Genomic DNA, 23791 nt, shown 5'->3' with positions numbered 1-23791 from the left:
CTTCCTATGCAACGATTTACCCAGCTTTTTTTAGAGATCGATGCCACTACGTCGCTGAATGAAAAGGTGCGATCGCTCCAAGCCTATTTTCAAACTGCCGACCCTGCCGACAAAGTCTGGGCGCTCTACCTGCTGCTGGGCAAAACCCGCCGCCGCACCGTGACCTCACGGGTGCTGCGAGAGGTCTTCTTACAAATTTCCGACATTCCAGAATGGCTGTTTAAAGACTGCTACGCCCAGGTCGGCGACTCGGCAGAGGTGATCGCCCTGCTGCTGCGAGATGTCGATCTATCGAATCACGTCCCTTGTGAGGGCGCACGGCGGTGCGCCCCTACCCACCCCATCCCCCTGCACCAGTGGATGGAAGCGATCATCCCCCTTTACAAGGCGGTGGAGACCGATGCTGAGCGCAAAGACCTGATCGTCTCCTGGTGGGCGGCGCTGGATAATACCGAGATCTTTGTACTCAACAAAATTCTCACCGGGGCCTTTCGAGTAGGCGCGTCAGAAAAGCTGGTGATCAAAGGGCTCGCCGCCGCCACGGGCCTTTCAGAACCGGTGCTGGCCCACCGGCTGATGGGCGATTTTATCCCCACGGTGGAGTTTTATACCAACCTCACCAGCGAAGTAGCCACGCAAAATGCCCCTAGCCAGCCCTATCCCTTCTTTCTCGCCACCTCCCTAGATGAGGCAAAATTTCAGGCCGAAGACTGCTCTCGTTGGCAGGCCGAGTGGAAGTGGGACGGCATTCGCGCCCAGGTGATCAAACGGGCTGACCAGGTGTTTATCTGGTCGCGGGGAGAAGACCTGGTGACGCCCCAATTTCCTGAAATTGAGGCAATGCTACAAGCCTTTCCCAATGGCATCGCGATGGATGGCGAAATTCTTTGCTGGCAAGATGGCAGACCGCTGTCGTTTAACCATTTGCAAAAACGTCTAGGCCGCAAGAAAGTCAGCAAAAAGGTGATGGAGGAAAGCCCAGTGCACTTCGTGGCCTACGACCTGCTAGAGCACGATGGAGTCGATCTCAGAGACAAGGAACTGGGCGATCGCACGGCCCGCCTCACCACTCTCCTCCAGGCCCATCCCAGCCCCAGTCTGCATCGATCTACTCCGCTCAGCTTCAACTCCTTTGCACAACTACAGCACCTGCGATCAGAGGCTCGCGAACACGGCGCCGAGGGGCTGGTGGTCAAAGCGATCGACAGCCCTTACCTAGTGGGCCGCAAGCGCGGCTACTGGTGGAAGTACAAAGTCGACCCCATGAGCCTCGATGCGGTGCTGATCTACGCCCAGGCAGGCAGCGGCAAGCGCGCCAACCTCTTCACCGACTACACCTTTGCCCTCTGGCAGGGCGACACCCTGGTGCCCTTTGCCAAGGCCTACAGCGGCCTAGACAATGGCGAAATCGACGCCCTAGATAAATGGATTCGCCGCCACACGACGGAGCGGTTTGGGCCAGTGCGATCGGTGGAGCCACTGCACGTCTTTGAAATTGGCTTTGAAGGCATTGCCGCCTCTAGCCGTCACAAATCGGGCATCTCGGTGCGCTTCCCCCGCATTTTGCGCTGGCGTCAAGATAAACCCGTCACCGAAGCTGACACTCTGGAGTCAGCCAAAGCCCTCTTGCTGAGCTTTCAATGATATTCAGTAGACCACCAAGTCCCCACAGCCCACCCTGCGGGAAGCAATCTACACCTCCAGCCCCTCTCCCATGATACTAACCCTTGGCCCGGCTCAGCATTTGACGAATATCGTCGTTGAGTTCGCGAAACACAAAGCGAGGGCTGACTTCGTCGAGCATGTCGACGATGCTCTGGGCCTGGGCCTCGGTCAGATCGCGGTTGCCCGTTATCTGTTCCAGCTTGACTTTGACCACGTGGCTGCGAATCTCGTCTTCTAGGGCACGATTGGCCACCAGATCAGCTACGACCTTGCTCGATCGCGCAAACTGAATAAAGTCCTTATTGATCAAATCGTAGGAAAGCTCGCCCTTTTTGTTGGTGTAGGCCTCGACCACGGCGGCGTACTCGGCACTGTCGACGGTGGCCTCGTCTTCGGGAGCATCGGCCTCTGCCTCTGCCTCAGGCGGTTTACCGCTGAGCTTTACCGCGCCTCGCTTGGAGTAGGGCATACCGTTGGTCAACTCTAGGGCTTCTTTAAAGGCTTCTAGCGGATAGAGCTCTAGGTTGATGTTGGCATTGGGGACAGGGTCGCCGGTACTGCGGCTAAAGGAGGCTAAACCGGGCTGATCGGTGTCGTAGCGCATGACCACCACGCCAGCCTTGCCACCCTTCAGCTTTTGACGATAGGCGGCGGCTTCGATGGTGGTTAGCTCGACAATTTTGGTTCTGATCATAATGCAGTTAGGAATTCAACAGGTGCGGCTAACATTTTGCGGCGTAAATTTGTTCATCGTCGCACAGACCTCTGGCTTACAGCAGGCGCGCCGCCAGCGCGACGACGGTCAAGAGATCTCTACTAGCAATTCAACGGTCTGTAGACTGTTTGCATCATAGACCCTGCCCGCCAATTCTCCTAGGCCTAAGCACGCTGGCCGCACATCAGCCTCTGTTCGGCGGTCACTTGGCCGTATAAGCACTCCAGGGCAGAGATATTGTTGCGCAGGGTGTAGCGCTCTAGCACCCGCTCGCGAGCTTTGCGGCCCAGCAGCTGGGTAATTTCGGGGTGGTCGCGCAAGATGGGCAAAATGGTTTGCAGCTGCGACGAAACCCGCTGGGTATCGAGCACAATGCCCGCCCCATCGGCTAGCACCTCGCCGTCGGCCCCGGCATCGGTAGCAATGCAGGCGGTGCCACAGGCCATGGCCTCTAATAATGACAGCGACAGCCCTTCGACAAAGGAGGGCAAAATAAACCCGTCTGCCCCGCGCAAAATATCGATACGGCGCTGCTCATTGGCTAAATAGCCCAGCCATAGGATATCGTCGTCGTCACCGTAAAACCGCTTGAGAGAAGACTTTAGGGGGCCGCTACCGACGATCGCCAGCTTGCAGTCTGGGCCCATATCGGCCTGGCGCCACCCCCGCAGCAGCGCTTCGACATTCTTCTCGGGTGAAATGCGCCCCTGGTAGACAAAGAGCCGCCGGGCGTAGAGTTCTGTCTTGATCGTCGAAGCACCGGGCGAGTAGCGGATAGTGTCTACCCCATTGGGTATGACCTCTAGGACCACGGGCGGAACCCCCAGCTTGATTAACAGATCGCGCTGCAGATCGGAGAAGACAATGACGCGATCGTAGTTGGCCAGGCAGGGCGCGTAGAGCTGATAGGTAAGATGCTGGGTACCCGAGGTCAGGCTGCGCACCCGGCGGTCAAAGGCGGGGTGAAACGTGGCCACCAGAGGCAGGTTCAACTCGGCGCAAATTTCTGGCAGGCGAAAGTCGAGGGGCGACAGGGTGAGCGAGGCGTGCACCACGTCAGGGCGCAGGCGATCTAAGGCCTCGGCTAAGAGTTTTCCCGATTTAAGAGAAGGAATGGTGAGAATTTGAGACTTGAAGAGGAACGGTAAAGGTACTTCCTCCGATCGCTCAAAATGGCTCTGCTCTGGCAGAGTATCGGGGGCCTGAGCAAAATGCAAAAACGTAACCCGATTGCCTCGCTCCAGAAGAGCGTTGGTGATTTCCCGACCGTAGGTAACATTGCCACAGAAGGGAGTTTTTTTGCCAAGCCACGCAATGTGCATGCTGTCTAGGGTTATCCATTAAACAACCAGAAGCTGCGGCAGCAGGGTGCCGCGATCGCCCAGGTCACAGCACCGGCGCACGCTCCTATTACAGGTAAAAAATAGAGTCTAGCCTGGGGCTTGGGTTTTTCGTAGTGCTGTATCGGCAATATACCAGGTTACAACTCCCCCGATGCCGACGAGTGCCCCCATACCGACAAAAACATTGGCCAAGCCCAGGCGCGCTTCGACCACGCTGGCCAAGGCTAGCGGCAGACTCAGGGCAATGTTAACCAGATTATTTTGTAGGCCAAATACCTTGCCACGCATGGCCTCTGGCGTTTTTTCTTGAATCAGAGTCTGCATCGGAATGCCCACAAAGGCCCCGCCCAGGCCCAACAGAGCAATGAGTGCCATCGAAGCCCACAACTGCTGAGTTGTCCAGGCGAGGGCAACCAGGCAACAGGCCATGCCCAGCGTCCCCCACAGACTCAAAAATCGCTTTGGAAAGCGAGGCCCAAAATTGCCCACTAGCACCGCACCCAGCCCCAGCCCCAGCCCCCCAGCCGCCAGCAAAAAGCCAAACTGCGACGCCTTAATCGCCGGAATCATTTCTGCTAAGCGCACCGCCAGCACCGCCAGGGCCGCAAACACCGACGACAGCAGCACCAGCTGAAGAATAGCGACCCGCACCTGAATCTGCTGACCCAGGTAGCTAAAGCCATCTTTGATATCGGCCCAAAAGTGAGAGAGATCTTCGTGGGGCCTGGACAGGTTTTCGTTGCCAGGGGCCATGGTCATGAGACATAGGCCTGCTACCAGATAGCTGAGCCCGACTAAAATAGCTGGGCCATTATTGGCGATACCCAGGGTCAGCATGAGGCGATCGGCTAGGGCTAGCAGTGGCTCACCCACCGCAAAGCCCACAATCACCGAGGCCATCATGGTGGTGGTATAGAGAGAGTTGGCCGACAGCAGGTCGCCCTCCTCCACAATGAGCGGAATAATTGACTGCTCTGCCGGAGCAAAGAACTGGGTCAGGGTAGAGATTAAAAACGTCACCGTTAGCAAAAGCCAAAAGGCCACCGGCAGCCCCAGCACCGAGCCCCAACCTGCCGTCAGCCAAATACCCAGGGGTAGGGCCATCACTAGGGCACCGCGCAGCAGGTTAGACCACACCAATACCAGACGCTTACGCCAGCGATCGACAAACACCCCGGCCAGCGCCCCAAACAGCACCGCCGGAATAGTAAACGCAATCATCACCATCGCCACCCAACTGCTAATGCTCTGGTCTGGGGTGTCAAACCGGGCGGCAATAATAGCGATCATCAGCACCAGGTAGACCTTATCGGCTAGCTGGGAGAACAGTTGCCCCGCCCACAAAATCAAAAAATTGCGATTTTTAAAGACCGATCCGAACCCGTTTTCTGGGCTGTTTTCTAGTCCGCTTTTTGGATTTGGGGCGGTGAGTGCTGGGTCAGTCTCCGCTCGGCTAGCTCTATCTCCAGGAGCAGCAGGTAAGACATCTAAGCGATTTTGGGTCGGGCTTACCCCAGGCAAGTCGTTTGCCTCAGCCCTAGCGATATCGGTTTCAGCATCAAACTCGCGCAGCATGGGTTAACCAACAGACCGGGGGCTTAATACTCAGCAGTTTAAACGGTAGCAAAACAGACATCAACTAAAGTTGCTGACCGGATGGGGCGTTCAAAATAGTCTTGGGTATATTCTCGCAGAAGTCGCTCAACTCGCGACCACAGTTGCTGGCTTTTGATCGCGACTTCCATTTCGGCAGGCTGCGCCAGGGCTCCCTTGGCCCCTAGCGTCGCCGTCGATAAAATATCAGGCTTGCTCAACTGCTGGAGCAGAGCTACGTCAGTGGCGGTGATCAGCACGGGCCGTTTTTTGCCGTACTGTCCTTGATTCTCATTTATGCGGTTTGCCCCTAGAGGGTTAATCTCAGCGGGCTGGATCAGCCCGCCCGCCTCGTGGCTAAACTCTACGCACCAGGCGGGGTCAAGTAGATCGGGCACTATGTCCAGGCGACTGCGGGTACATTGGTGCACTTCGGGAGCTACCCCAGCCAGGGCGAGTAGGTGGTACAGCCCATGGCATAGGGCAGCTAGCAGCGCTCCAGGAGGTGCCGTTTCGAGTCGCCCGAGGTGTTCTACAAGAACCTGAAAAAGCTCTGTCTGGGGGCTGTCGCTGAGGGCCATGAGCAGCACTACTTCGGCCAGATACTGACTGGCCGTCAGCCGCCCCAGATGCTGGCCCAGCCCCGGAAACCGGCGGACAGTCTCGGCCTGAACCAGCTTGTCGAGGCGCTTGCCTTTGACTACTAAGCAGTCGTTGATGACAAATAGATCGCTGCGCCCACCCAACCGTGACTGGTGCTTGCGCGACCCCGGTGCCACGGCCCGTACTAGACCCACATCGGGGGTGAGAATGGTCAGCAGGCGATCGGTCTCGCCCATGGGTATAGATTTGAGGTTGATGCCGATCGTTTTGTAGGTTTGGCTCATGGGCGCTCAAAAGGCTAGAGCCTTAGCATAGCGCTCTCACTTGCCTTACCCCCAGCCTACAAAATTTGGGAGAGGAATTTCTGGGTGCGATCTTCTTGAGGGTTGCTGAAAAACTCCTGAGGGGTGTTTTCTTCGATCAGGTAGCCGCCATCCATCAGCACCACGCGATCGGCCACCTCGCGGGCAAAGCCCACCTCGTGGGTGACGCACACCATGGTCATGCCCGAGTCAGCCAGACCGCGCATCACATCCAGCACCTCACGCACCATCTCGGGGTCAAGGGCCGAGGTGGGCTCATCAAACAGCATGACTTTGGGCTGCATGGCGAGGGAACGCGCGATCGCAACCCGCTGCTGCTGCCCCCCCGACAGCTGCCCCGGAAACTTGTGGGCCTGCTCTAAAATGCCCACCCGCTCCAGCAGCTGCATGGCCACTTCCTGGGCCTTGGCCTTGGGCCAGCGGCGCACCCAGATGGGGGCCAACGTCACATTTTGCAGCACCGTTAGGTGGGGAAACAGGTTGAACTGCTGAAACACCATACCCACCTCACGGCGGATGGCCTCAATATTTTTTAGGTCGTGGGAGATGGTGATGCCATCCACTTCAATAGAGCCCTTTTGGTAGGGTTCGAGGGCGTTAAAGGTGCGAATAAAGGTCGATTTGCCTGACCCAGACGGCCCCATCACCACCAGCACTTCACCCTTATAGACCGTCATGTTGACGCCCTTGAGCACGTGGAAACCGTTGTCGTACCACTTCTCCACGTCGCGGGCTACAATCACCGGCTCGGTGCTCATGTGGTGGGCAGAGGGTTGCTCCATCTGAAACTGTGTCATGAAAGGGTTCCTCTTAATCGCGCCCCAAGGGCGGCTAACAACTCATTGAATAGATAAAAACGGACAATTTCACCATAGCCAAGCCCGAAAGAGCGGGCCTGCTAGCGCACAGAATAGTGCTATTTTGCCTTAACCCTAGGAGGTTTCGAGATTCAAGACTGTTAACTGTTACACGTAGAGACACACCCCAGGCCATCCCTAATGGTCAGTATTGAGCTTTTCCTCAATTTTGCGGCTAGCCAACGACATGGCATAGCAAAAAAACCAAAAAATAACCGCTAAAAATAGATAGACTTCGGCATAGCGGCCTAGATAGGTCGGGTTGGCCAAAATCGATTTGCCAATTCCCAGCAGCTCCGCCAGACCCACAATTGACAGCAGCGTTGTGTCTTGAAACAGGCTAATAAACTGCCCCACGATCGCCGGAATAGCAATTTTGAGCGCCTGGGGCAGCACGATAAAGCCGAGAGTCATGGGGGTATTTAGCCCCAGGGAGGCAGCCGCCTCATTTTGGCCCCGAGGCACCGCCTGCAACCCTGCCCGCACGTTTTCGGCCAGATAGGCGGCGCTAAACAGAGCCAGGGCGATGATGGCCCGCAGGATGCGATCGGGCCGCGACCCCAGGGGCAAAAACAGCGGAATCATCACCTGGCCCATAAACAGCAGCGCCACCAGAGGCACTCCCCGCACCAGCTCAATATAGGCGGTAGACAGCCAGCGCACTATCGGCAGGGCACTACGACGCCCCAGAGCCAGCAGCAGCCCCAGGGGAAAGCACAGGGCAATACCGCTCACCGCCGTAAACAGGGTCAGCAGCAGACCACCCCATTCATTGGTGGAAACACGGGTCAGCCCTAAACCGCCGCCAATTAGCCACAGCGCCACAAAGTACGACAAAAACCACAGCAGCGACAATACTTTACCCGTGGCCGGAAATTTGCGCCCGATCTGTCGCCCAGCGGCCGCAGCGATCGCCACTAAGGCGACAATAGGCAGTAGCTTTAACGTGCTGGGTCGGGTCGGCGGAAACACCACGATGAAAGCACAAACCACCGCTAGCCCAATCAGCACGCTGCGGCTAAACAGGGTCGAGACATTGCGCCCCAGCACCCCCCACGACAGCCCAGCCAGGCCGCAAACAATCGCCAACAGCGCCCAAATACGCGAGTAGAGCGCTGAGGGAAAGGTGCCAGTCATAAACAGGCCAAAGTTGTTGGGAACCACCCCCCACTGAGCAGTGGTCAAGGCCCACGACATAAGGCGAAAGAGACCCCAGCCAAAGGTCGCCACAATCACTACGGTGAGCAAACTGTTGAACCAGTCGCTAAACAGGTTTTTTTTAGCCCAGGCCACGGGGCCAAGGGCGATCGCATCGGGGCGTGCAGAGGAAAAAGAATCAGGGGTTACCGAGGTCATGGCTTAGCGCTCCTTAAACTGCACAGTCTGGTTGAGCTGGTTCATCACCAGGGTGATAAGCAGACAGAGAATCAGGTAAGTGGCCATCAGCACCACAAACACCTCCACCGGGCGACCGGTCTGGTTGTAGGTGGTGGTTGCGACTGAATACATTTCGGGAAAGGCGATCGCAAAAGCCAGACTAGTATTCTTCGTCAGGTTCATGTACTCACTGTTCATCGGGGGAATGATCACCCGCATGGCCTGGGGAAACACCACCAGCCGCATCACCATGCCCGCATTGAGCCCCAGGGTACGGGCCGCTTCCCACTGCCCCTTAGATACCGACTGAATGCCCGCCCGCACAATCTCAGCCACAAAGGCTGAGGTGTAGAACACCAGAGCAGTCAGGGCCGCCACATACTCCCGTGACAGCCGCAGCCCCCCGGTGACGCCACCGCCCTCCATCCCCGCAGGCATGGTCCAGTTCATGCCGACGGTGATGATCGCCAGCCACACCAGCCCCAGCACCGCCAAAGCAATCGATTGGGCCTGACCACCGACGCCGGTTTCGATGCGAATTTTTGTGCGCCACTGCCAAAGCCAGAGAGCGGCAATCACCGCCCCCACCGTCGCCGCGATGCCCAGCACAGCCAGCACCGCACTGCCCGCCCAAGGAATGTAAACCCCTCGGTTATTTAAGAAAGCCAACCCCAGTACGCTGATCTGGCTTTCGGGGCGAGGCAGTGCACCGTAGATAGCGAAATACCAGAAAAAGAGCTGAAGCAGCAGGGGAATGTTGCGCACCAGCCCCACGTACAGCCGACTGAGCTTGTGCACTAGCCAATTCTTAGAAAAGCTAGCCACCCCGGCCACCACCCCCAGCACCGTAGTCAGGGCAATGCCGCCAGCTACCAGGGTCAGGGTATTGCCCAAGCCCACCATTAGCGCCCGCCAATAGGGATCATTGGGACGGTATTGAATGAGGCTCTCACCAATGCTAAACCCGGCTTGATTTCGCAAAAAATTAAAGCTAAAGGCCCGCCCCTGCTGAAGCAGATTGCGATTTAAGTTGCCGAGAAAAAAACTCAGCAGCGCCAGAACGACAATTAGCGTAATTACCTGAAAGGCAATCTTCCAGAAGCGTTCATCCCGCAGCATCGCCTTTAGCGCAAAGGATTTGCCGCCGCTGTCGTGGGCCATCTGTAGATACCTGGGTTAAGTCAGTGCAAAAGCTTTAAGCAAAATAATCTAAGAGGGATGTCAAGAAAAGTTCAATTTGTTACAAGGATTTATGAAAAAGGCGCAGCGTTGCTGCGCCTTTGCGATTTTAAAGAGCTGCCTAGAGCAGTTAGGTTAACCAACCCCAGTCAGCCACTCCCCTATCTAGCGGAAGGGGGGCGCATACATCAGGCCGCCCTCAGTCCACAGTGCGTTTTGGCCGCGCTCTAGAGCAAACTCAGAGTCAGCACCGACGTTGCGCTCGTAGACTTCGCCGTAGTTACCCACCTGGGTAATTACCTGCACCATAAAGTCATTGGGTAGCCCCATATCGGTACCCAGGGTGCCTTCTTGACCCAGAAAACGGGCAATGTCAGGGTTTTCAGTAGCCTCGAAGGTAGCAATATTCTCAGAGGTAATGCCAAACTCTTCGGCCTGAATCAACCCGTAGGTGACCCATTTGACAACGTCGTACCACGCCGAATCATTGTTGGTGGTTACAGGGCCCAGGGGCTCCTTCGACATCGTGACTTCGAGCAGGGTGTGCTCATCGGGGTTGGGCAGGGTGCTGCGGCGGGCCACGAGTTGCGACTTGTCAGAGGTCATGCCCTCGCAGCGGCCTTCATCGTAGGCGGCGTAGGCGGCATCAGCATCCTGAAACACTACCGGCTCAAAGTCGACGTTGAGCTGACGCATTTGGTCGGTCAGGTTGAGCTCAGTGGTGGTTCCGGTCTCTACACAGATGGCCTTACCGGCAAAATCTTCGAGGTCAACGATGCCGCTGTCTGCACGCACCAACATACCCTGACCGTCGAAGAATGTGGTAGGGGCAAACTCAAGGCCCACACTGGTGTCGCGGCTGATAGTCCAGGTGGTGTTGCGGGAGAGCATATCGACCTCACCCCCAGAAAGGGCGGTAAAGCGCTCGGTAGAGTCAAGACGGCGGTACTCTACAGCTTCAGCATCGCCCAGCACAGCGGCGGCTACAGCCTTGCACACATCTACATCCAGGCCAGAGTAGGTGCCACTCTCGTCTACAAAGCTAAAGCCCGGAATGCCACCATCGACACCACAGATTAGCTGACCACGACTTTTCACAACCTCAAGACGACTCCCGCTGGAGGGAGCAGCGCCGCCCTCCTCGGTAGTTGTGGTTGTGGTTCCGCCACCGCAGGCGGCTAGCGTCAGCCCCAGGGCAGCTGCGAGTAAACCCCACTTGCGCATAAATTAAATCCTCACTCACAAAAAAACATTGCGAAGCTTTGACACTCTAAACCAACCTAGAGTGTTGCACTTGCTTAACACTCCAATGGTTTGAGTTTTCATTTTGTATCACAAAGAACAATCTGTGAGGGGAACCCCTAAAGCCCAAAGGTAAAGACTTTTGTAAAATGGATCCGCTGTTTTTGTTTTTTGCAGGCTGGGCGATCGCAGGCATCTCAGTCATTGCCCGCCGCCGCCGGTTTACCCTCTTCCCCTAGAGCGGCATGGAGAAGAAAAAGCGTAGAGAGCAATCGCCTATTGTATCGATGGCCGAGTCGGCGGGATAGCCGGACTATCTCTCTTCAACCAGATCGCGAATGAGGGGAATCTTAGCGCGAATGTAGTGGTGCAGTTGATCGGTCTCGGCCTGGTTAATGATCTGCTGACCGGCAAATTGATCGAGCAGCCACGACACTAGGCTGTTGTCATCTAGGGTAAGGAGATGGCTGCTCTGGGAGCGTTCTACCAGAGTCCACAGATGCCGCAGAAGATTGGGATTCATAGCAACTGTTAACAATTTCTTTAGATTTATACTAATGCAATGCTTCCCTAGGGCAACTAGGCCGCAAGATTATTAACATTTTGATTGGTTTTAGGTCACTAGGTCACCTGTCTTCAGTGCACCAGAGCAATCTAGCCAGAGGCTGAGGTGCGAGCGGGGAGAATGGCCTCTTCGGAGTCTTTCCAGGCTACAGCCCGGGCTACAGTGCAGATGCCGCCAACGGCAACGCCGCTGCGTCGCAGGGTCTGGGCCGCTGAGTGGGCTGTTGCTCCGGTGGTGAAAATATCGTCAATGAGCCAGACGGTGGTACCTCGCAGGGGCGTGGCCTGGCTCGGATTTAGGGCAAAGGCCTGGGCCAGGTTGCGCTGGCGATCGGCTAGGCCGAGGCTGTGCTGGGCATGGGTGGCCTGCACTCGCTGCAAGCCATGGCTATAGAGCGGTAGCCCCGTGAGGCGGCAAAACCAGCGAGCGATCAGATCAGCCTGGTTAAAGCCTCGCTGTTGCAGTTTGCTCGGGTGCAGGGGAATGGGCACAACTGCCAACGGGCGCAGCGATCGCCTCAGATCTGGAGCCTGATCAAGCCAGATTTGCCCTAGATCAGAGCCCAGGATTTGGGCAATGTCGGTACGACCTTCATATTTGAGCTGGCCAATGAGCTGGCGCAGACTGCCCTCGTAGCGGCCCCAGCTGAGGATAGGTAGGCTCGGCTGACGGCGATCGCAGGGGTGAGTAGCCCGGCACTGACTTACCTGGCGGCGGCAGTTAGCGCAGGGTGCGGTGGGGCTAGATCGCTGGCAGAGGGGACAGCGATCTGCCAAAAACAGCTTGAGTAGCTGCTGCTGCCCCTGGTTGATCAGATGGGCCGGTGACCATTGATGCATGACTGATTGCCCAACTTGACTGCCCGACTCGACTGCCCGACTTGTGGATGACCCACTCGATCCTCCATGTTGCTCAGCTACCCCCTAGTCGCCCCTGTAGAAGGAGCTTGTGGGAGATTGGCCCTTTTGGCATCGGAATGCTGCGATGCAGATGTGGGATGCAACAGGCCCCTGCCCGCGCCACCGCTCGCCCAACTCAGGGGTAGCCTGACTGGGTCTATTGTTAGTCAGAAGACAGCGGTCAGGCGTGGGTAAATCTATCGAATCTAGAGGTTCTATATCGGGCAACCTCTACGGCTATCGTCGCGCAGAGGTTAGGGCCGGTGCCCGAACGGCTTATCGGTGGACGGATAGACGCCGTGGCCCACGAAGGCGAATTGCCACCGCTAAAATCCCCCATTGGATTAGAATTTGTAGGATTATTAAAATTGTGAATAAATTAAGGCCCGGCATTCGATCCGTCAGAGGCATAGCGCCTAGATGGCCAGAGAGAGTCGCTTGACACCAGTTCAGGGCCACAGAGCCGTGGGGCTCCGACATCTACCCCAGTTGGCTCCACCCGACTTTAGTAACAGCTATGTTAAACAACAGCGTAAAACAGCAGTTTAAGCAACGGTGATTTAGCCATCTCCTTCAGTCGTTTCCACCGGAGGGATCGTCCTCTCCTCGCTGCATGACCTGGCTTCAATCTCTGGATAGGCTGACCCTAGCGGATCTGCACACTGTTGGCCCAAAGGTCTATCACCTGGCCATGCTCAACCAGCGAGGGCTACCGGTGCCCCAGGGCTGGGTGCTAGGGGCGGCTGCTTGGCACCAATGTCTCGATCAGATGCCCTGGGCTGAACTGGGGGGCGATCGCCTAGCCGATCTCCAGCAGGGCGATTTTAGGCAATTGCAGCAGACCAGTCAGCAGTGGCAGCAGGCTCTGCAATCGCTGTCTGCCAAGGTGCCGATGGCAGCAGACTGGCAGGCTACCGTTGCCGACGTTGTGCCCACCGCCTGGATGCTGCGCGCCTCCCTGTGGGTCAAGCCATCGACAGCCCCTAGGGCTTGGGCCGGGGGCGGCGGGCTGCTGCCGGCTCTAGTAGAACCCGATCTCGATGCCCTGGCCGAGGTACTGCCGCAGTTTTGGAGCCAGGCGCTGACCGCCCGCTGTTTGAAGGTGTGGCTACCTCACTGCCAGCGCCTACAAGATCTGTGCCTAGCTACGCTGATCATGCCGGTCTACCCAGCGGTGTTGTCGGGCACCTTGACCTTGAGCAATGGCCACGGCACAGTCACCGCAGTGGCGGGCCTGGGTCAAGCCCTCACCCAGGGAGAAGCCATTCCGGCCCGCTGTCAGGTAGACCAGGGCCGGGTAGATGAAGCCGTCTGGCAAAGCGGGTTTCAGGAACGGCTGTACGAGCTGAGCCCTGCGGCCCAGTACCGCAGTCGACAGACCACTATGACGGCGGCGATTAAACTGGTGCAGCGCGATCGCCCAGAGCTGCATGCCCCCCTCGACAGCGCCCAGCTGACCCGATTGTTGACCCTGGGCGAAGCCGCCCGAAAAGCTTTGGCTGCCCCTGGGGTGCGCCTAGAGTGGTTGCTGTATCCGGGCACCAACCCTGCCCTGCCCACTCTGATCATCACCCAGGCTGAACCTTGGCAGCCCATCGCCCCAGATCTACCTGGGCCTGCCCCTGGCCGCAGTCAGCCCCCCCTAGTGCCGATGGTCAGCATCGTCGTCCAGGGCATAGGGGCCTCATCCGGGCGTACGCAAGGGCTGGCCGTAGTCGCGCGGCGGCCTCAAGACCTGCCCCTGCCTCTAGCGCCAGGCTGTATCGTGGTCTTACCCGATCTTCAGCCCGATACTTTTTTGCAGCTAGAGACAGTGGGGGGGCTGGTGATTGAGCAGGGTGGGGCCACCTGCCATGCCGCCATCTTGGCCAGAGAAATGGGCATTCCGGCGGTGGTGGGAGCACCCCAGGCCACTCAGCTCCTCGACAGCGGTATGGTGATCTGGCTCGACGGCGATCGCGGCTTGATCTACGGTCTGAGCCCAGAATCTGCCGCCCAGCCTCAAGTACAGAGGGCGATCGCCAGGCTACAGACCCCTTCAACGGTAGCTGAGCCCCCTTCACCTGAGCAGCGCGATCGCTATCAACGGCTGCGCACCAAGGTAATGGTCAACCTCAGCCAGACTCGACGCTTAGGGGCACTGCCGCTAGAGTCAGTCGCTGGAGTTGGGCTGCTGCGGTCGGAGTGGCTGCTGCTCGACGCCCTAGAGGGCCGCCACCCCTGGGACTGGGTCAACCGAGGCCAGGAGGCCGAACTCCAAGGACGCATTGTGCAACAGTTGGAGCCGATTTTGCAGGCGCTGGGGCCAAAGCCGCTGCGCTATCGAAGCCTAGATCTGCGATCGCACGAGTGGCAAGGGCTAGTCGGCAGCCCCCCGATAGAGCCCAACCCTATGCTGGGCCTGCGGGGCACCCTCAGCTACGACATCGACAGCCGCCTGTTTGAGGTTGAGCTGGCGGCCTTGGCCACCCTCCAGCGGTCGGGGTACACCAACCTACAGCTGATTTTGCCCTTTGTGCGCACCGTCGAAGAAGTGATTGCCTGCCAACCGCTGATTCAGCGGACGGGTCTCACCGACCATAGCGGCTTTGCCCTGTGGATTATGGCGGAGGTGCCCTCGGTGCTGTTTTTGCTGCCTGCCTACGCCCAGGCCGGGGTGCAGGGCATTGCGATCGGCTCTAACGACCTCACCCAGCTGCTGCTGGCGGTCGATCGCGACCAGTCGATCATCGCCAGTGCCTACGACGAGCGCCACCCGGTGGTGCACCTGGCCATGGGGCACCTGGTGCGGGAGGCTAGGCGCTGCGGCCTGCTGTGTTCGATCTGTGGTCAGGCTCCGGTGCGCCACCCGGAGCTGATTGCCGACCTGGTGGCCTGGGGCATCAACTCTATTTCTGTAGAGGCCGCTGCCCTTCCCTTTACCCTGGAGGCGGTGTGGCAGGCGGAGATGGAACAGGGAGGATAGGAAGGGCGCACGGCGGTGCACCCGTACGGGAAGAATTGGCCCCCAGGGGAAGCGGCGATGCCCGATAATAAAACCGTTGTGCAGACAGTTATTCAACCATGGCTCTTCCGACTAATCTCGCTACCCTCGACGGTGCTCCTCTAGAGGCTGAGGCGATCGCTGGCAAAGTTGTGCTCTTCGTCAATGTGGCCAGCAAGTGTGGCCTCACCCCCCAATACAGCGGGCTGGTGGAGCTAGACAAGGCCTACGGCGATCGCGGGCTGGTGATCGTAGGCGTGCCCTGCAACCAATTTGGCCAGCAAGAGCCCGGCAGCCCCGACGAGATCAAAGACTTCACCAAGACCAAGTACGACGTCGACTTTACTCTGCTTGAAAAGCAAGATGTCAACGGCCCCAACCGCAGCCCTCTTTACCAGTTTCTCGTCGGCAGCGGCCCCGACATTGCCTGGAACTTTGGCAAGTTTCTGGTTGGCCGTGATGGCGAAGTGATTGCTCGCTTTGAGCCCCAAACGGCTCCTGACGATGCAGCTCTCAAGGCCGCCATTGAGTCGGCCCTGGGCTAAACGGCCAACAGGTGCAATACGTCTCGCAGCAAGTCTCGATGCATAAGGGCACGGTCAACCCGCGAGGCGATCTGATCGGGGGATAGGGGGTCGCCGTTGGCATAGACTTCCAGCCAGGCTTTAGTGAGCAGCTCTGGGCTGTCTGGCCAACGCTGCCCCGCCCCCTGGGGGTTGAGATCGACCCAGGGCAGGTCGAGGTCGGTCATCAGGTAGCTGACTTTAGGATCGTAGCTCAGCCCAAAGCAGCGGCAGCCCTCGGCGGCGGCCATGATCAGCGCGTGCAGCCGCATACCAATGGTCATCTCCACCCCACGAAACAGCCCCTTGAGCTGACGCGGGTCGCTGAGGGTGTAGATGCGGCTTGGCCCCGGCAGGCGCGGCTGAATGTATTCGGCGATCGCCAGGTCTTTGACGGGCTGAAAGGGCACCAGCAAAAGACAGGTCTGCGTCGCTTTTTGAAAGTCAGCCAGCGCCTGGGTGCACTGGTCAAGGCGGGCTTCGCTGAGCCAGGCATGGGGCCGCAGCGCCACCGCCACCCGAGGCGCAGGCAGATCCCACAGTCCCTCTACGGGGGTGCTGTCTAGAGCCCATACGGGGTCAGGGGCCTGCATCCCCGGCACCTGCCAGCGGGCTAGCCAGGCGGCAGACCCATGATCGCGCACACTGACGCCGTCGCAGTGGCCCAAGGCGTAGCGTCCTAGCCCCTGGCTGAGAGGATGGCTGAGGGGGCCAATACCCTGGGCCCAGGCTATGGTCTTTAGGCCCAGCCACTGGGCGATCGCCAACAGCCCGCCATAGTAAAGCGGGTTTTGCAGGCTAGTGGCGTCTTGCAGCAGACTGCCCCCGCCTAAAATCAGCACATCGGCATTGCGGAGGGCGTTGATCACTGGCCCCAGCGCTTTGCGGGGCACGGCTTCGACGCCGTAGCGCTGGGTCGTTTCAGTCGGGTTGCCCGACAATACCACTGGCGTTACCGAGGCAGGCAGCATTTGCAACAGCGTGGCCAGCAGAGCCTCGTCACCGCCGTTGCCCATGCCGTAGTAGCCACATAAAACCGCCCGCATGCTTACCTACCTCAACCTTGATCACCGGTCTCACGGCTATCCGTATCTCACCGACCTCTCTACAATAGAGGCTGTTGCTCCCGGATGAACCCCATGCATGCCCTCTCCCTACCCACTTGGATGATTCATATCTCAAGCGTGCTGGAGTGGATGGTGGCGATGTGGTTTATCTGGCAGTTTGCGGCGGTTACCCAGCGCCCAGTTTGGCGGTGGCTGGCGATCGGCATGTTTCCTGCGCTGGTGAGCGCTATGGCCGCCTGCACCTGGCACCTGTTTGACAATGCTCCCGGTTTAGCCTGGCTGGTCACTCTGCAAGCCGCCATGACCGTAATTGGCAACGGCACGCTATGCCTAGCGGCCTGGTGGATCTGGCGACAGAGCAGCGCTTCGCCAGCAAACTCCAAATGAGTTTTGAATGTTGAGTCTTGAGTTTTTGCAGTACGCCAAGCATCTATAGCTGTAGCCAATCGGGTTGAGACATTTAGCCCACGCACGTTCACACGTGTGAACGTTCTGAGATCACCTGATGTCCTAACCCTTATGGCTCTGGCAATAACATTCAGAACTCAAAACTCAAAACTTCCTGCCGCCATCCGCCATCCCTTCCCATTCATCCCCCAACCCCATGCTCGATAAAAACACCCTCTTCGCGATGTCCTTGTTCCCCTACCTGGGGTTTTTGTGGTTTTTGACTCGCACCAAAGAGACCCCTCGGCTGGCGCTGATCGGCTTCTATGCGCTGCTGGTGTTTGTGGCGGTGACCATTCCAGCGGGCATCTACGCCAAGGTCGGTCTGCGCGAAGAACTGGCCAATGTGGACTGGCTCCATGGCAGTGCTGAGGCCTTTTTGACCCTGTCGAATATTTTGGTGGTGCTGGGGTTTCGTCAAGCGGTCGTGCAGCGGCAGGCCGGGGTGACCGCAGAGGACGCCGATTAGACAACCGGGTGGAAGGGTGTTTTGAATTCTAATTGTTTAGGTTTGAGGTTTGAATGGGGTCTGCAATTCAAACCTAAACAATCCCTCATGCCAGGGTTACAAACTCCTCAGCGATAGTGGGATGAATCGCGACGGTGGCGTTGAAGTCGGCTTTGGTTGCACCCATGGTGACGGCGATCGCCACTCCCTGCATGATCTCAGCGGCGTGGTCGCCCACCATGTGCGCGCCAAGCACGCGATCGCTCGATTTTTGCACCACCAGCTTGATCAGGGTGTGGGCCTCTCTCTCAGGCAGGCTGTAGTACAGGGGCCGAAAGCGGGTGCAGTAGGTTTGCACGTCATCGCCAAATTTGTTTCTGGCCTTGGCTTCGGTCAGACCCACGGTAGCCACTTCGGGGGTGGTAAACACGGCGGTGGGCACGGTGCTGTAGTCTATCGGGTTGGGGTCGCCACCAAATTCGGCATCGGCCACGGCCCGGCCTGCTCGAATGGCCACCGGAGTCAGACTGACGCGGTGAGTCACATCGCCTACGGCAAAAATATGGGGCACGGTGGTGCGGTAGTGGTTATCGACGGCGATCGCCCCCTGCTTGACCTCGACCCCAGTGTGCTCTAGCCCCAGCCCTTGTAGGTTGGGCGATCGCCCAGTAGCGGCCAGACTCACCCCGTCGCAGCCGATCTGCTCTGCCCCGGTTCGGGTGGTGACCGTAACTATTGGCCCAGCATCAGACTTGGCGATCGCCACCTGGTCAATGCTATCCACAATGCGAATACCCCGCCGCTGCATGGCTCCGTGCAATTCGGTGCGGAGGTCGTCATCAAACCCGTCCAATACTTTTTTGGAACGAATCAGCTGAATCACCTCGGTGCCCAACCCATTGAAGATGCAGGCAAACTCGCTGCCAATATAGCCACCGCCAATAATGACTAGGCGTTTGGGCTGTTGGGTAAGATGAAAAATATCGTCGGAGGTAATCGCCAGATCGATGCCGGAGATGTCGTCAGGCCGGACGGGTTTGCCGCCGACCGCAATGATAATTTTGGCGGCGGTGACGGTGCGATCGCCTACGGTGAGGGTGTGATCATCCACAAACTTGGCCCGGTGGCGAAACACCGCCACCCCCGATTGTTCGAGCATGGCAGCGTAGACGTCGTTGAGGCGACTGACCTCGGCATTGACGGCAGCCATTAGAGCAGACCAGGAAAACTGGCGATCGCCGCTGCCCCAGCCATAGCCCGCTGCGGCCTCAAACTGGTGAGAAAACTGAGCGGCGTAGACCATCAGCTTTTTGGGCACACAGCCCCGGTTGACGCAGGTGCCCCCCAGGCGGCTGGCTTCGGCTAGCCCCACCCGAGCCCCGTGCTCAGAGGCCCGCTTCGCTGCTGCGATTCCTCCAGAGCCACCACCAATTACAAACAGATCAAAGTCGTAGGCCATGCATTTATCCAGCGATTCACCCTCCTAGCATCAATTGGGGGCTACTCAACTGGCATCTTCAGATCGGTACAACCTCAAGGGGCAATCTCAAGGAACCACCGCAAAGGCCATTTGCCAAAACGCGACTTCTAGCTCGGCAACGCGCAGAAAGGCGGCTTCGGCCTGGCGATCAATAGAGGGGCTGGCCGTGGCAAGGGCCGCGTCAGCCTGGGCCGCCAGCAGGTGCACGTAGTCGGTAAAGCCGGGGTTGCCCCAGCGATCGGCAAATTCTGTGTAGGGCGGGGGCATAGGGCCGGGCCGCTGCCAGCCCTGGTTGTAGGCCAACTCGATCGCCCACAGAGCCGTAGCCTGCACCGCGTAGGGCTGTATGGCCAGGCTGGCCATAAACTCGCAGTAGCGCTGGCAGGTGGGCTGGGGCGGGGTAGAGAGCGAGAGCGATCGCTCAGTGGCCTTGACCTCAAACCACAGCAGCTCGTCTTTGAGCGCCCCCAGCCCGGCCAGCAGCCCGTCAATGTGCTCGTCGGGGGCAGCCCCCAGCACCCGCCCCACCATGCGGGTAAAGTCTTTGACAAAGAGATAGTCTTGCACGAGCCAGGTGTTGAACTGGGAGGGGTGCAGGCTACCGTCATGACACCCGGTCAAAAAGGGGTGGGTGGTAGCTTTTTCCCAGGCGATGGGGTGGGCTTGAAGGAGGGCTTGGCAGGTTAGAGACATGGCAGTCCTCTCAGAGGGAGCTAGGGCAGGGAGCGGGCGGTTGACAGTTCACGGCTGACGAATTGCGGTTTCGCCTGGTACCGAACCCCTAGTTGGGCACGATCTCGGTAACGACGCGGCCTCCATCGACCAGAATGGTTTGGTCATTGAGGCGGCCCACGGCGCGGTTGCCATTGAGGTTGACGCTGGGATTGACCTGGCGATAGTTGACTCGCCCTTCGGCGACTATGGTCTCGGTCTCAACGTTCCAGTTGAGGCGATCGCTGGTCAGGCGAGACTGATTAGTTTCCCCCGCCGCCACCACATCCTGGGAGAGAAACACCTCCTGCTGGGCCAGATCCATGCGGCCCTGACGAGCGGTAACGCGAATGTTGCGTTCGGGCTGCACCAGAGTGAGCGGCTGGTTGACGGTAACTTGGTCTTCGGCCACCTGCCAGTCTAGGGCCTCGCTGGTCATATTCAGCGGCAGTTCTAACATTTGCATGGCCACCTGGCCGCGCAGATTAACGATCTGGTCAGCCAGGTTGACGGTGCCCTGCTGGCCAGTGACCACATCGGTGATGGCGTTTTGCTTAAACTGCTCAACCCGCAGGGGCTGGGTGCTGTCGATACGCTCCTCCCGCCAAAACCAAACTAGTTCCTGGGCCTGAAGCTTGAGCCAGGGCTCGGTCTGGGAGTCGGCCACTACCGTATTGGCTACCACATCGCCCACCAGCTCCATGCGGTTTTCGCGGTTAAACACCCGCGCCTCTTGGGCGGCGGCGCGCAGCTGGGGATGGGTGCCGGTGATCTGGTCGCGCATGATCAGCACGTCCTCCTGGGGACGCCACTCCATTTCGTTGCCGCGTAAAATCGACCCATTTTCAACCCCCGTAGCGACGATATTGCCCCGCAGCAAAATCACGCTGCCGTTCTCGCGTACTTCTCCGGTGTCGGCAACGACTTCGTAGATAATCTCGCCATCTTGAAAGAGCTCGCCGTCGGGGCGGGTGATGTAGGCCACCTGCTGATTTGAGCTGTAGGTGACCGTAGCCCCTCGGACACGCCAGAGGGGCTGACCATCGTCGTCGGGCTGCTCTAGGGTGACATCGCGCAGGGTGAGGCCAGGTTCTGGCTCAGCACCCTCAGGAGTAGTGATCTCGCTGGGGCGAGGCCCCCACAGACTATAGCCCGCGATCGCCACCACTGCGATCGCCACACCGCCCACTACCAACCGCCGCCACTGCACCATCGTTACTAACCCCAAACAGCCCTGCGCCCAAACAGCCCTACTCGCTCAGGGCGATGCCTCCATCGGGGGCATCGTCGGCACTCAGGTTAGATAGGGGCCGGTAGGTATAGCTGTGGCTGGGGGTGCTGCTGACCGATCGCGGCAGTTTGCGAATGTCGTCTTTGACGCCTTCGAGATCAATGTAGCGATCGGCCACGTTGATCAGGCTGTCGCTGGTCATCGATCGCAGGCTGACCACCTCTACCCGCGCACCCCGGTAGCTGGCGGCATCGGCGGCATAGGCCAAGTCGCCGTCACCGCTGACGAGTACGGCAGTGTCGTAGTAGTCGACCAGGGCCACCAGATCCACAGCGATCTCCACATCCAGATTGGCCTTCTTCGAACCGTCGGGCAGCTGCACCAGGTCTTTGGCAATCACCCGGTAGCCATTGCGCCGCATCCACAGCAAAAAGCCCTGCTGTTTTTCGTTGGTGCGATCTACCCCAGTGTAGAAAAATGACCGAAACAGCCGCGAACCCGCCGTCAGCTTGACCAGCAGCTTGGTGTAATCGATCTCGATGCCCAGCTGTAGGGCCGCATAAAACAGGTTTGAACCATCGATAAAAATGGCCACCCGCCCGCGATTATCGAGCACCTGCTCGGGGGTAAAAATGGCATCGTCGCCGAGAAGAGAATGAGCGTGAATATCTAACATGGGTTTTTATCAGGGGTTTGAAAGAATTTAAGCTGAGTTTGAAACAGGTTTCAAAGGGGCAATTCAAGGGGACGATTGAAAGGGGCAATGCCGCAACGAAGCAGATCAGGGCGGCACGGCGGCGGTCTCGGGCAACTCCAGCCGCTGAAACACTGGAGCCGCTACCCCCAGAGCCTGACCAGGGGGGAGATAGCCCCAGGCAGACTGCTCGGGATAGCTGAGAACCAGGCCAATAGCCTTGTCGTTGAAATCGGCAGTGAAGCCTAGCTGGGTATAGATTTGGTTGCTAACGCCCGGAATAATCGGTGACAGTAGGTAGGCTGCCTGGCGCACCGACTCCAGCACGGCGTAGAGCACCGCCTCGGTCTCGGCCTGCTGACCCTGTTTATAGAGGCTCCAGGGCGCTTGGTCATCGATAAACTTATTGCTGGCCTGCACCAGGGCCAAAATAGCCTCGCAAGCTCGGCTAAAAGCCATCTGGGTATAGGCCTTGGCTACTGTCTCGGGCAGTGCAGCACCGATCGCCCGCAGAGGGTGGTCAGCCGCAATAGTCGCCGGATCAACCTCGGGCACGCGATCGCCGCAATAGCGCCCGGCCATCTTCAGGGTGCGGTTGAGCAGATTGCCCAGATCGTTGGCCAAATCGGCATTTAACCCATTGACAAAGCGGGTTTCATTAAAGTCGCCGTCTTTGCCAAACTCGATCTCGCGCATAAAGTAGTAGCGCACGGCATCGGAGCCGTACCGCTTGACCAGGGCCACCGGGTCGAGGGTGTTGCCCTGGCTCTTGCCCATTTTTTGCCCGTCTTTGGTCAAAAAGCCGTGGCCATAGACCCGCTCGGGCACCGGCAGCCCCGCCGACATCAGCATGGCCGGCCAGTACACCGCATGAAAGCGCAAAATGTCTTTGCCGATCAGATGGGTATTAACCGGCCACCACTGGGCCGTCGCCGCCTCTAGGCTCGGCGGTTCATCAGAGTCTTGCAGGGCGGTGATGTAGCCCAGCAGCGCGTCAAACCACACGTAGAGGGTATGGCTCGGGTCGGTGGGCACCGGAAAACCCCAGTCGAGGTTGATGCGCGAAATCGAAAAATCTTGCAGCCCCCGCCCTACAAAGCTCAGCACCTCATTGCGGCGCGACTCAGGCTGAATGAAATCGGGGCGATCGCTGTAGAGCTGCTCTAGCTTGCCTTGGTAATTCGACAACTTAAAAAAGTAGTTAGACTCGTCGCGCCACTCCACCGCTTTGTTGGTGTGAATGGGGCAGCGCTGGTCGGCCAGCAGATCGCGCTCTTCTTTAAACTCTTCGCAGGAGACACAGTACCAGCCCTGCTGCTGCCCCTGGTAGATATCGCCCTGATCCCACACCCGCTGAAAGAACTCATTGACGATCACCTGGTGGCGATCGCTGGTGGTGCGAATAAAGCGATCGCAGTCAATATTGAGCAGCTCCCACAAATGCACAAACCCAGCGGCAAACTCGTCGCAGTGGGCCTGGGGCGTTACGCCCCTCTCTTCGGCAGTACGCTGAATCTTTTGGCCATGCTCATCGGTGCCGGTAATCATCAGCACCGGATGGCCCATCAGCCGATAAAACCGGGCCACCACATCGGCGGCAATGGTCGTGTAGGCACTGCCAATGTGGGGCAAACCATTGACGTAGTAAAGGGGGGTCGTAATTGCAAAGCGCGGTTGATCCGCAGAATTTAAAACCATAGAATAAGCGAACTCGCACAGCCAATCTTAGCGGCTGGCCCATTACGTTGAATTACAGCAGACGGGTTGACCGGCCCTAAAGCTCGGCCCAAACTGCCCTTCGAGCAC

Annotated in this window: 21 protein-coding genes; 5 read left to right on the top strand and 16 right to left on the bottom strand. The window is 58.4% G+C overall.

Features of this window, described 5'->3' with window-relative positions; all coding sequences use genetic code 11:
* Nucleotides 1-6: 6 nt before the first annotated feature.
* Nucleotides 7-1644 carry an ATP-dependent DNA ligase gene (locus AC0QKW_RS25840; protein ID WP_473153996.1) on the top strand — a complete coding sequence of 546 codons (1638 nt, stop codon included), beginning with the start codon at nt 7-9 and terminating at the stop codon, nt 1642-1644.
* A 76-nt stretch (nt 1645-1720) separates the two neighbouring features.
* On the opposite strand, the gene AC0QKW_RS25835 is transcribed toward AC0QKW_RS25840, so the two are convergent.
* From AC0QKW_RS25835 to AC0QKW_RS25790, 10 genes are all read right to left on the bottom strand, one after another.
* Nucleotides 1721-2359, bottom strand: a complete 639-nt coding sequence (locus AC0QKW_RS25835; RefSeq protein ID WP_473153995.1) for a hypothetical protein — start codon at nt 2357-2359, stop codon at nt 1721-1723.
* 185 nt (nt 2360-2544) lie between these two features.
* The gene (locus AC0QKW_RS25830) at nt 2545-3702 is read right to left on the bottom strand and encodes a glycosyltransferase family 4 protein (protein ID WP_473153994.1); all 1158 of its coding nucleotides are present in this window, start codon (nt 3700-3702) and stop codon (nt 2545-2547) included.
* A 108-nt stretch (nt 3703-3810) separates the two neighbouring features.
* Nucleotides 3811-5298 (bottom strand): MFS transporter, encoded by a 1488-nt coding sequence (locus tag AC0QKW_RS25825; RefSeq protein ID WP_473153993.1) that lies wholly within the window; start codon nt 5296-5298, stop codon nt 3811-3813.
* 38 nt (nt 5299-5336) lie between these two features.
* The gene (gene recO, locus AC0QKW_RS25820; protein WP_473153992.1) at nt 5337-6203 is read right to left on the bottom strand and encodes a DNA repair protein RecO; all 867 of its coding nucleotides are present in this window, start codon (nt 6201-6203) and stop codon (nt 5337-5339) included.
* Between the two features lie 56 nt (nt 6204-6259).
* The gene (locus AC0QKW_RS25815; RefSeq protein WP_473153991.1) at nt 6260-7039 is read right to left on the bottom strand and encodes an amino acid ABC transporter ATP-binding protein; all 780 of its coding nucleotides are present in this window, start codon (nt 7037-7039) and stop codon (nt 6260-6262) included.
* 198 nt (nt 7040-7237) lie between these two features.
* Nucleotides 7238-8455: an amino acid ABC transporter permease gene (locus AC0QKW_RS25810; RefSeq protein ID WP_473153990.1), complete on the bottom strand. Its 1218-nt coding sequence runs from the start codon at nt 8453-8455 to the stop codon at nt 7238-7240.
* Between the two features lie 3 nt (nt 8456-8458).
* Nucleotides 8459-9637: an amino acid ABC transporter permease gene (locus AC0QKW_RS25805; RefSeq protein ID WP_473153989.1), complete on the bottom strand. Its 1179-nt coding sequence runs from the start codon at nt 9635-9637 to the stop codon at nt 8459-8461.
* Between the two features lie 183 nt (nt 9638-9820).
* A complete protein-coding gene (locus AC0QKW_RS25800) occupies nt 9821-10879 on the bottom strand; it encodes an amino acid ABC transporter substrate-binding protein (protein WP_473153988.1) in 1059 nt (352 codons plus the stop codon).
* Nucleotides 10880-11210: 331 nt separating this feature from the next.
* The gene (locus tag AC0QKW_RS25795; RefSeq protein ID WP_473153987.1) at nt 11211-11420 is read right to left on the bottom strand and encodes a hypothetical protein; all 210 of its coding nucleotides are present in this window, start codon (nt 11418-11420) and stop codon (nt 11211-11213) included.
* Between the two features lie 131 nt (nt 11421-11551).
* On the bottom strand, nt 11552-12301 hold the full coding sequence (locus AC0QKW_RS25790) for a ComF family protein (RefSeq protein WP_473153986.1): 750 nt from the start codon (nt 12299-12301) through the stop codon (nt 11552-11554).
* Nucleotides 12302-12974: 673 nt separating this feature from the next.
* Between AC0QKW_RS25790 and AC0QKW_RS25785 the strand changes: the two genes are divergently transcribed.
* Together AC0QKW_RS25785 and AC0QKW_RS25780 are read left to right on the top strand one after the other, a co-directional pair.
* Nucleotides 12975-15326: a putative PEP-binding protein gene (locus tag AC0QKW_RS25785; RefSeq protein ID WP_473153985.1), complete on the top strand. Its 2352-nt coding sequence runs from the start codon at nt 12975-12977 to the stop codon at nt 15324-15326.
* A 98-nt stretch (nt 15327-15424) separates the two neighbouring features.
* Complete coding sequence (locus AC0QKW_RS25780; RefSeq protein WP_473153984.1) at nt 15425-15889, top strand: glutathione peroxidase; 465 nt, start codon at nt 15425-15427, stop codon at nt 15887-15889.
* On the opposite strand, the gene csaB is transcribed toward AC0QKW_RS25780, so the two are convergent.
* Nucleotides 15886-16953, bottom strand: a complete 1068-nt coding sequence (gene csaB, locus AC0QKW_RS25775; RefSeq protein ID WP_473153983.1) for a polysaccharide pyruvyl transferase CsaB — start codon at nt 16951-16953, stop codon at nt 15886-15888. The genes AC0QKW_RS25780 and csaB overlap by 4 nt on opposite strands.
* A 93-nt stretch (nt 16954-17046) precedes the next feature.
* Between csaB and AC0QKW_RS25770 the strand changes: the two genes are divergently transcribed.
* Together AC0QKW_RS25770 and AC0QKW_RS25765 are read left to right on the top strand one after the other, a co-directional pair.
* Entirely contained in the window at nt 17047-17361 is a 315-nt protein-coding gene (locus tag AC0QKW_RS25770) for a DUF2499 domain-containing protein (RefSeq protein ID WP_473153982.1), read from the top strand.
* A gap of 217 nt (nt 17362-17578) precedes the next feature.
* Nucleotides 17579-17890, top strand: coding sequence for a DUF3593 domain-containing protein (locus AC0QKW_RS25765; RefSeq protein ID WP_473153981.1), 312 nt, complete (start codon nt 17579-17581; stop codon nt 17888-17890).
* Between the two features lie 85 nt (nt 17891-17975).
* Here the strand turns inward: AC0QKW_RS25765 and gorA are convergent, their stop codons facing one another.
* The 5 genes from gorA to metG form a co-directional block, all read right to left on the bottom strand.
* Entirely contained in the window at nt 17976-19328 is a 1353-nt protein-coding gene (gorA, locus tag AC0QKW_RS25760; RefSeq protein WP_473153980.1) for a glutathione-disulfide reductase, read from the bottom strand.
* An 87-nt stretch (nt 19329-19415) separates the two neighbouring features.
* Complete coding sequence (locus tag AC0QKW_RS25755; RefSeq protein WP_473153979.1) at nt 19416-20042, bottom strand: thiaminase II/PqqC family protein; 627 nt, start codon at nt 20040-20042, stop codon at nt 19416-19418.
* An 88-nt stretch (nt 20043-20130) separates the two neighbouring features.
* On the bottom strand, nt 20131-21273 hold the full coding sequence (gene lptC / locus AC0QKW_RS25750; protein WP_473153978.1) for an LPS export ABC transporter periplasmic protein LptC: 1143 nt from the start codon (nt 21271-21273) through the stop codon (nt 20131-20133).
* A gap of 37 nt (nt 21274-21310) precedes the next feature.
* The gene (locus AC0QKW_RS25745; RefSeq protein ID WP_473153977.1) at nt 21311-21967 is read right to left on the bottom strand and encodes a LabA-like NYN domain-containing protein; all 657 of its coding nucleotides are present in this window, start codon (nt 21965-21967) and stop codon (nt 21311-21313) included.
* Between the two features lie 105 nt (nt 21968-22072).
* Nucleotides 22073-23683 (bottom strand): methionine--tRNA ligase, encoded by a 1611-nt coding sequence (gene metG, locus AC0QKW_RS25740; protein ID WP_473153976.1) that lies wholly within the window; start codon nt 23681-23683, stop codon nt 22073-22075.
* Nucleotides 23684-23791 lie beyond the last annotated feature (108 nt).

Source organism: Pseudanabaena sp. PCC 9330 (genome assembly GCF_055795045.1).
The sequence above is the reverse complement of the archived record's forward strand: the minus strand, read 5'-3'. Positions and strand labels throughout refer to the sequence as shown.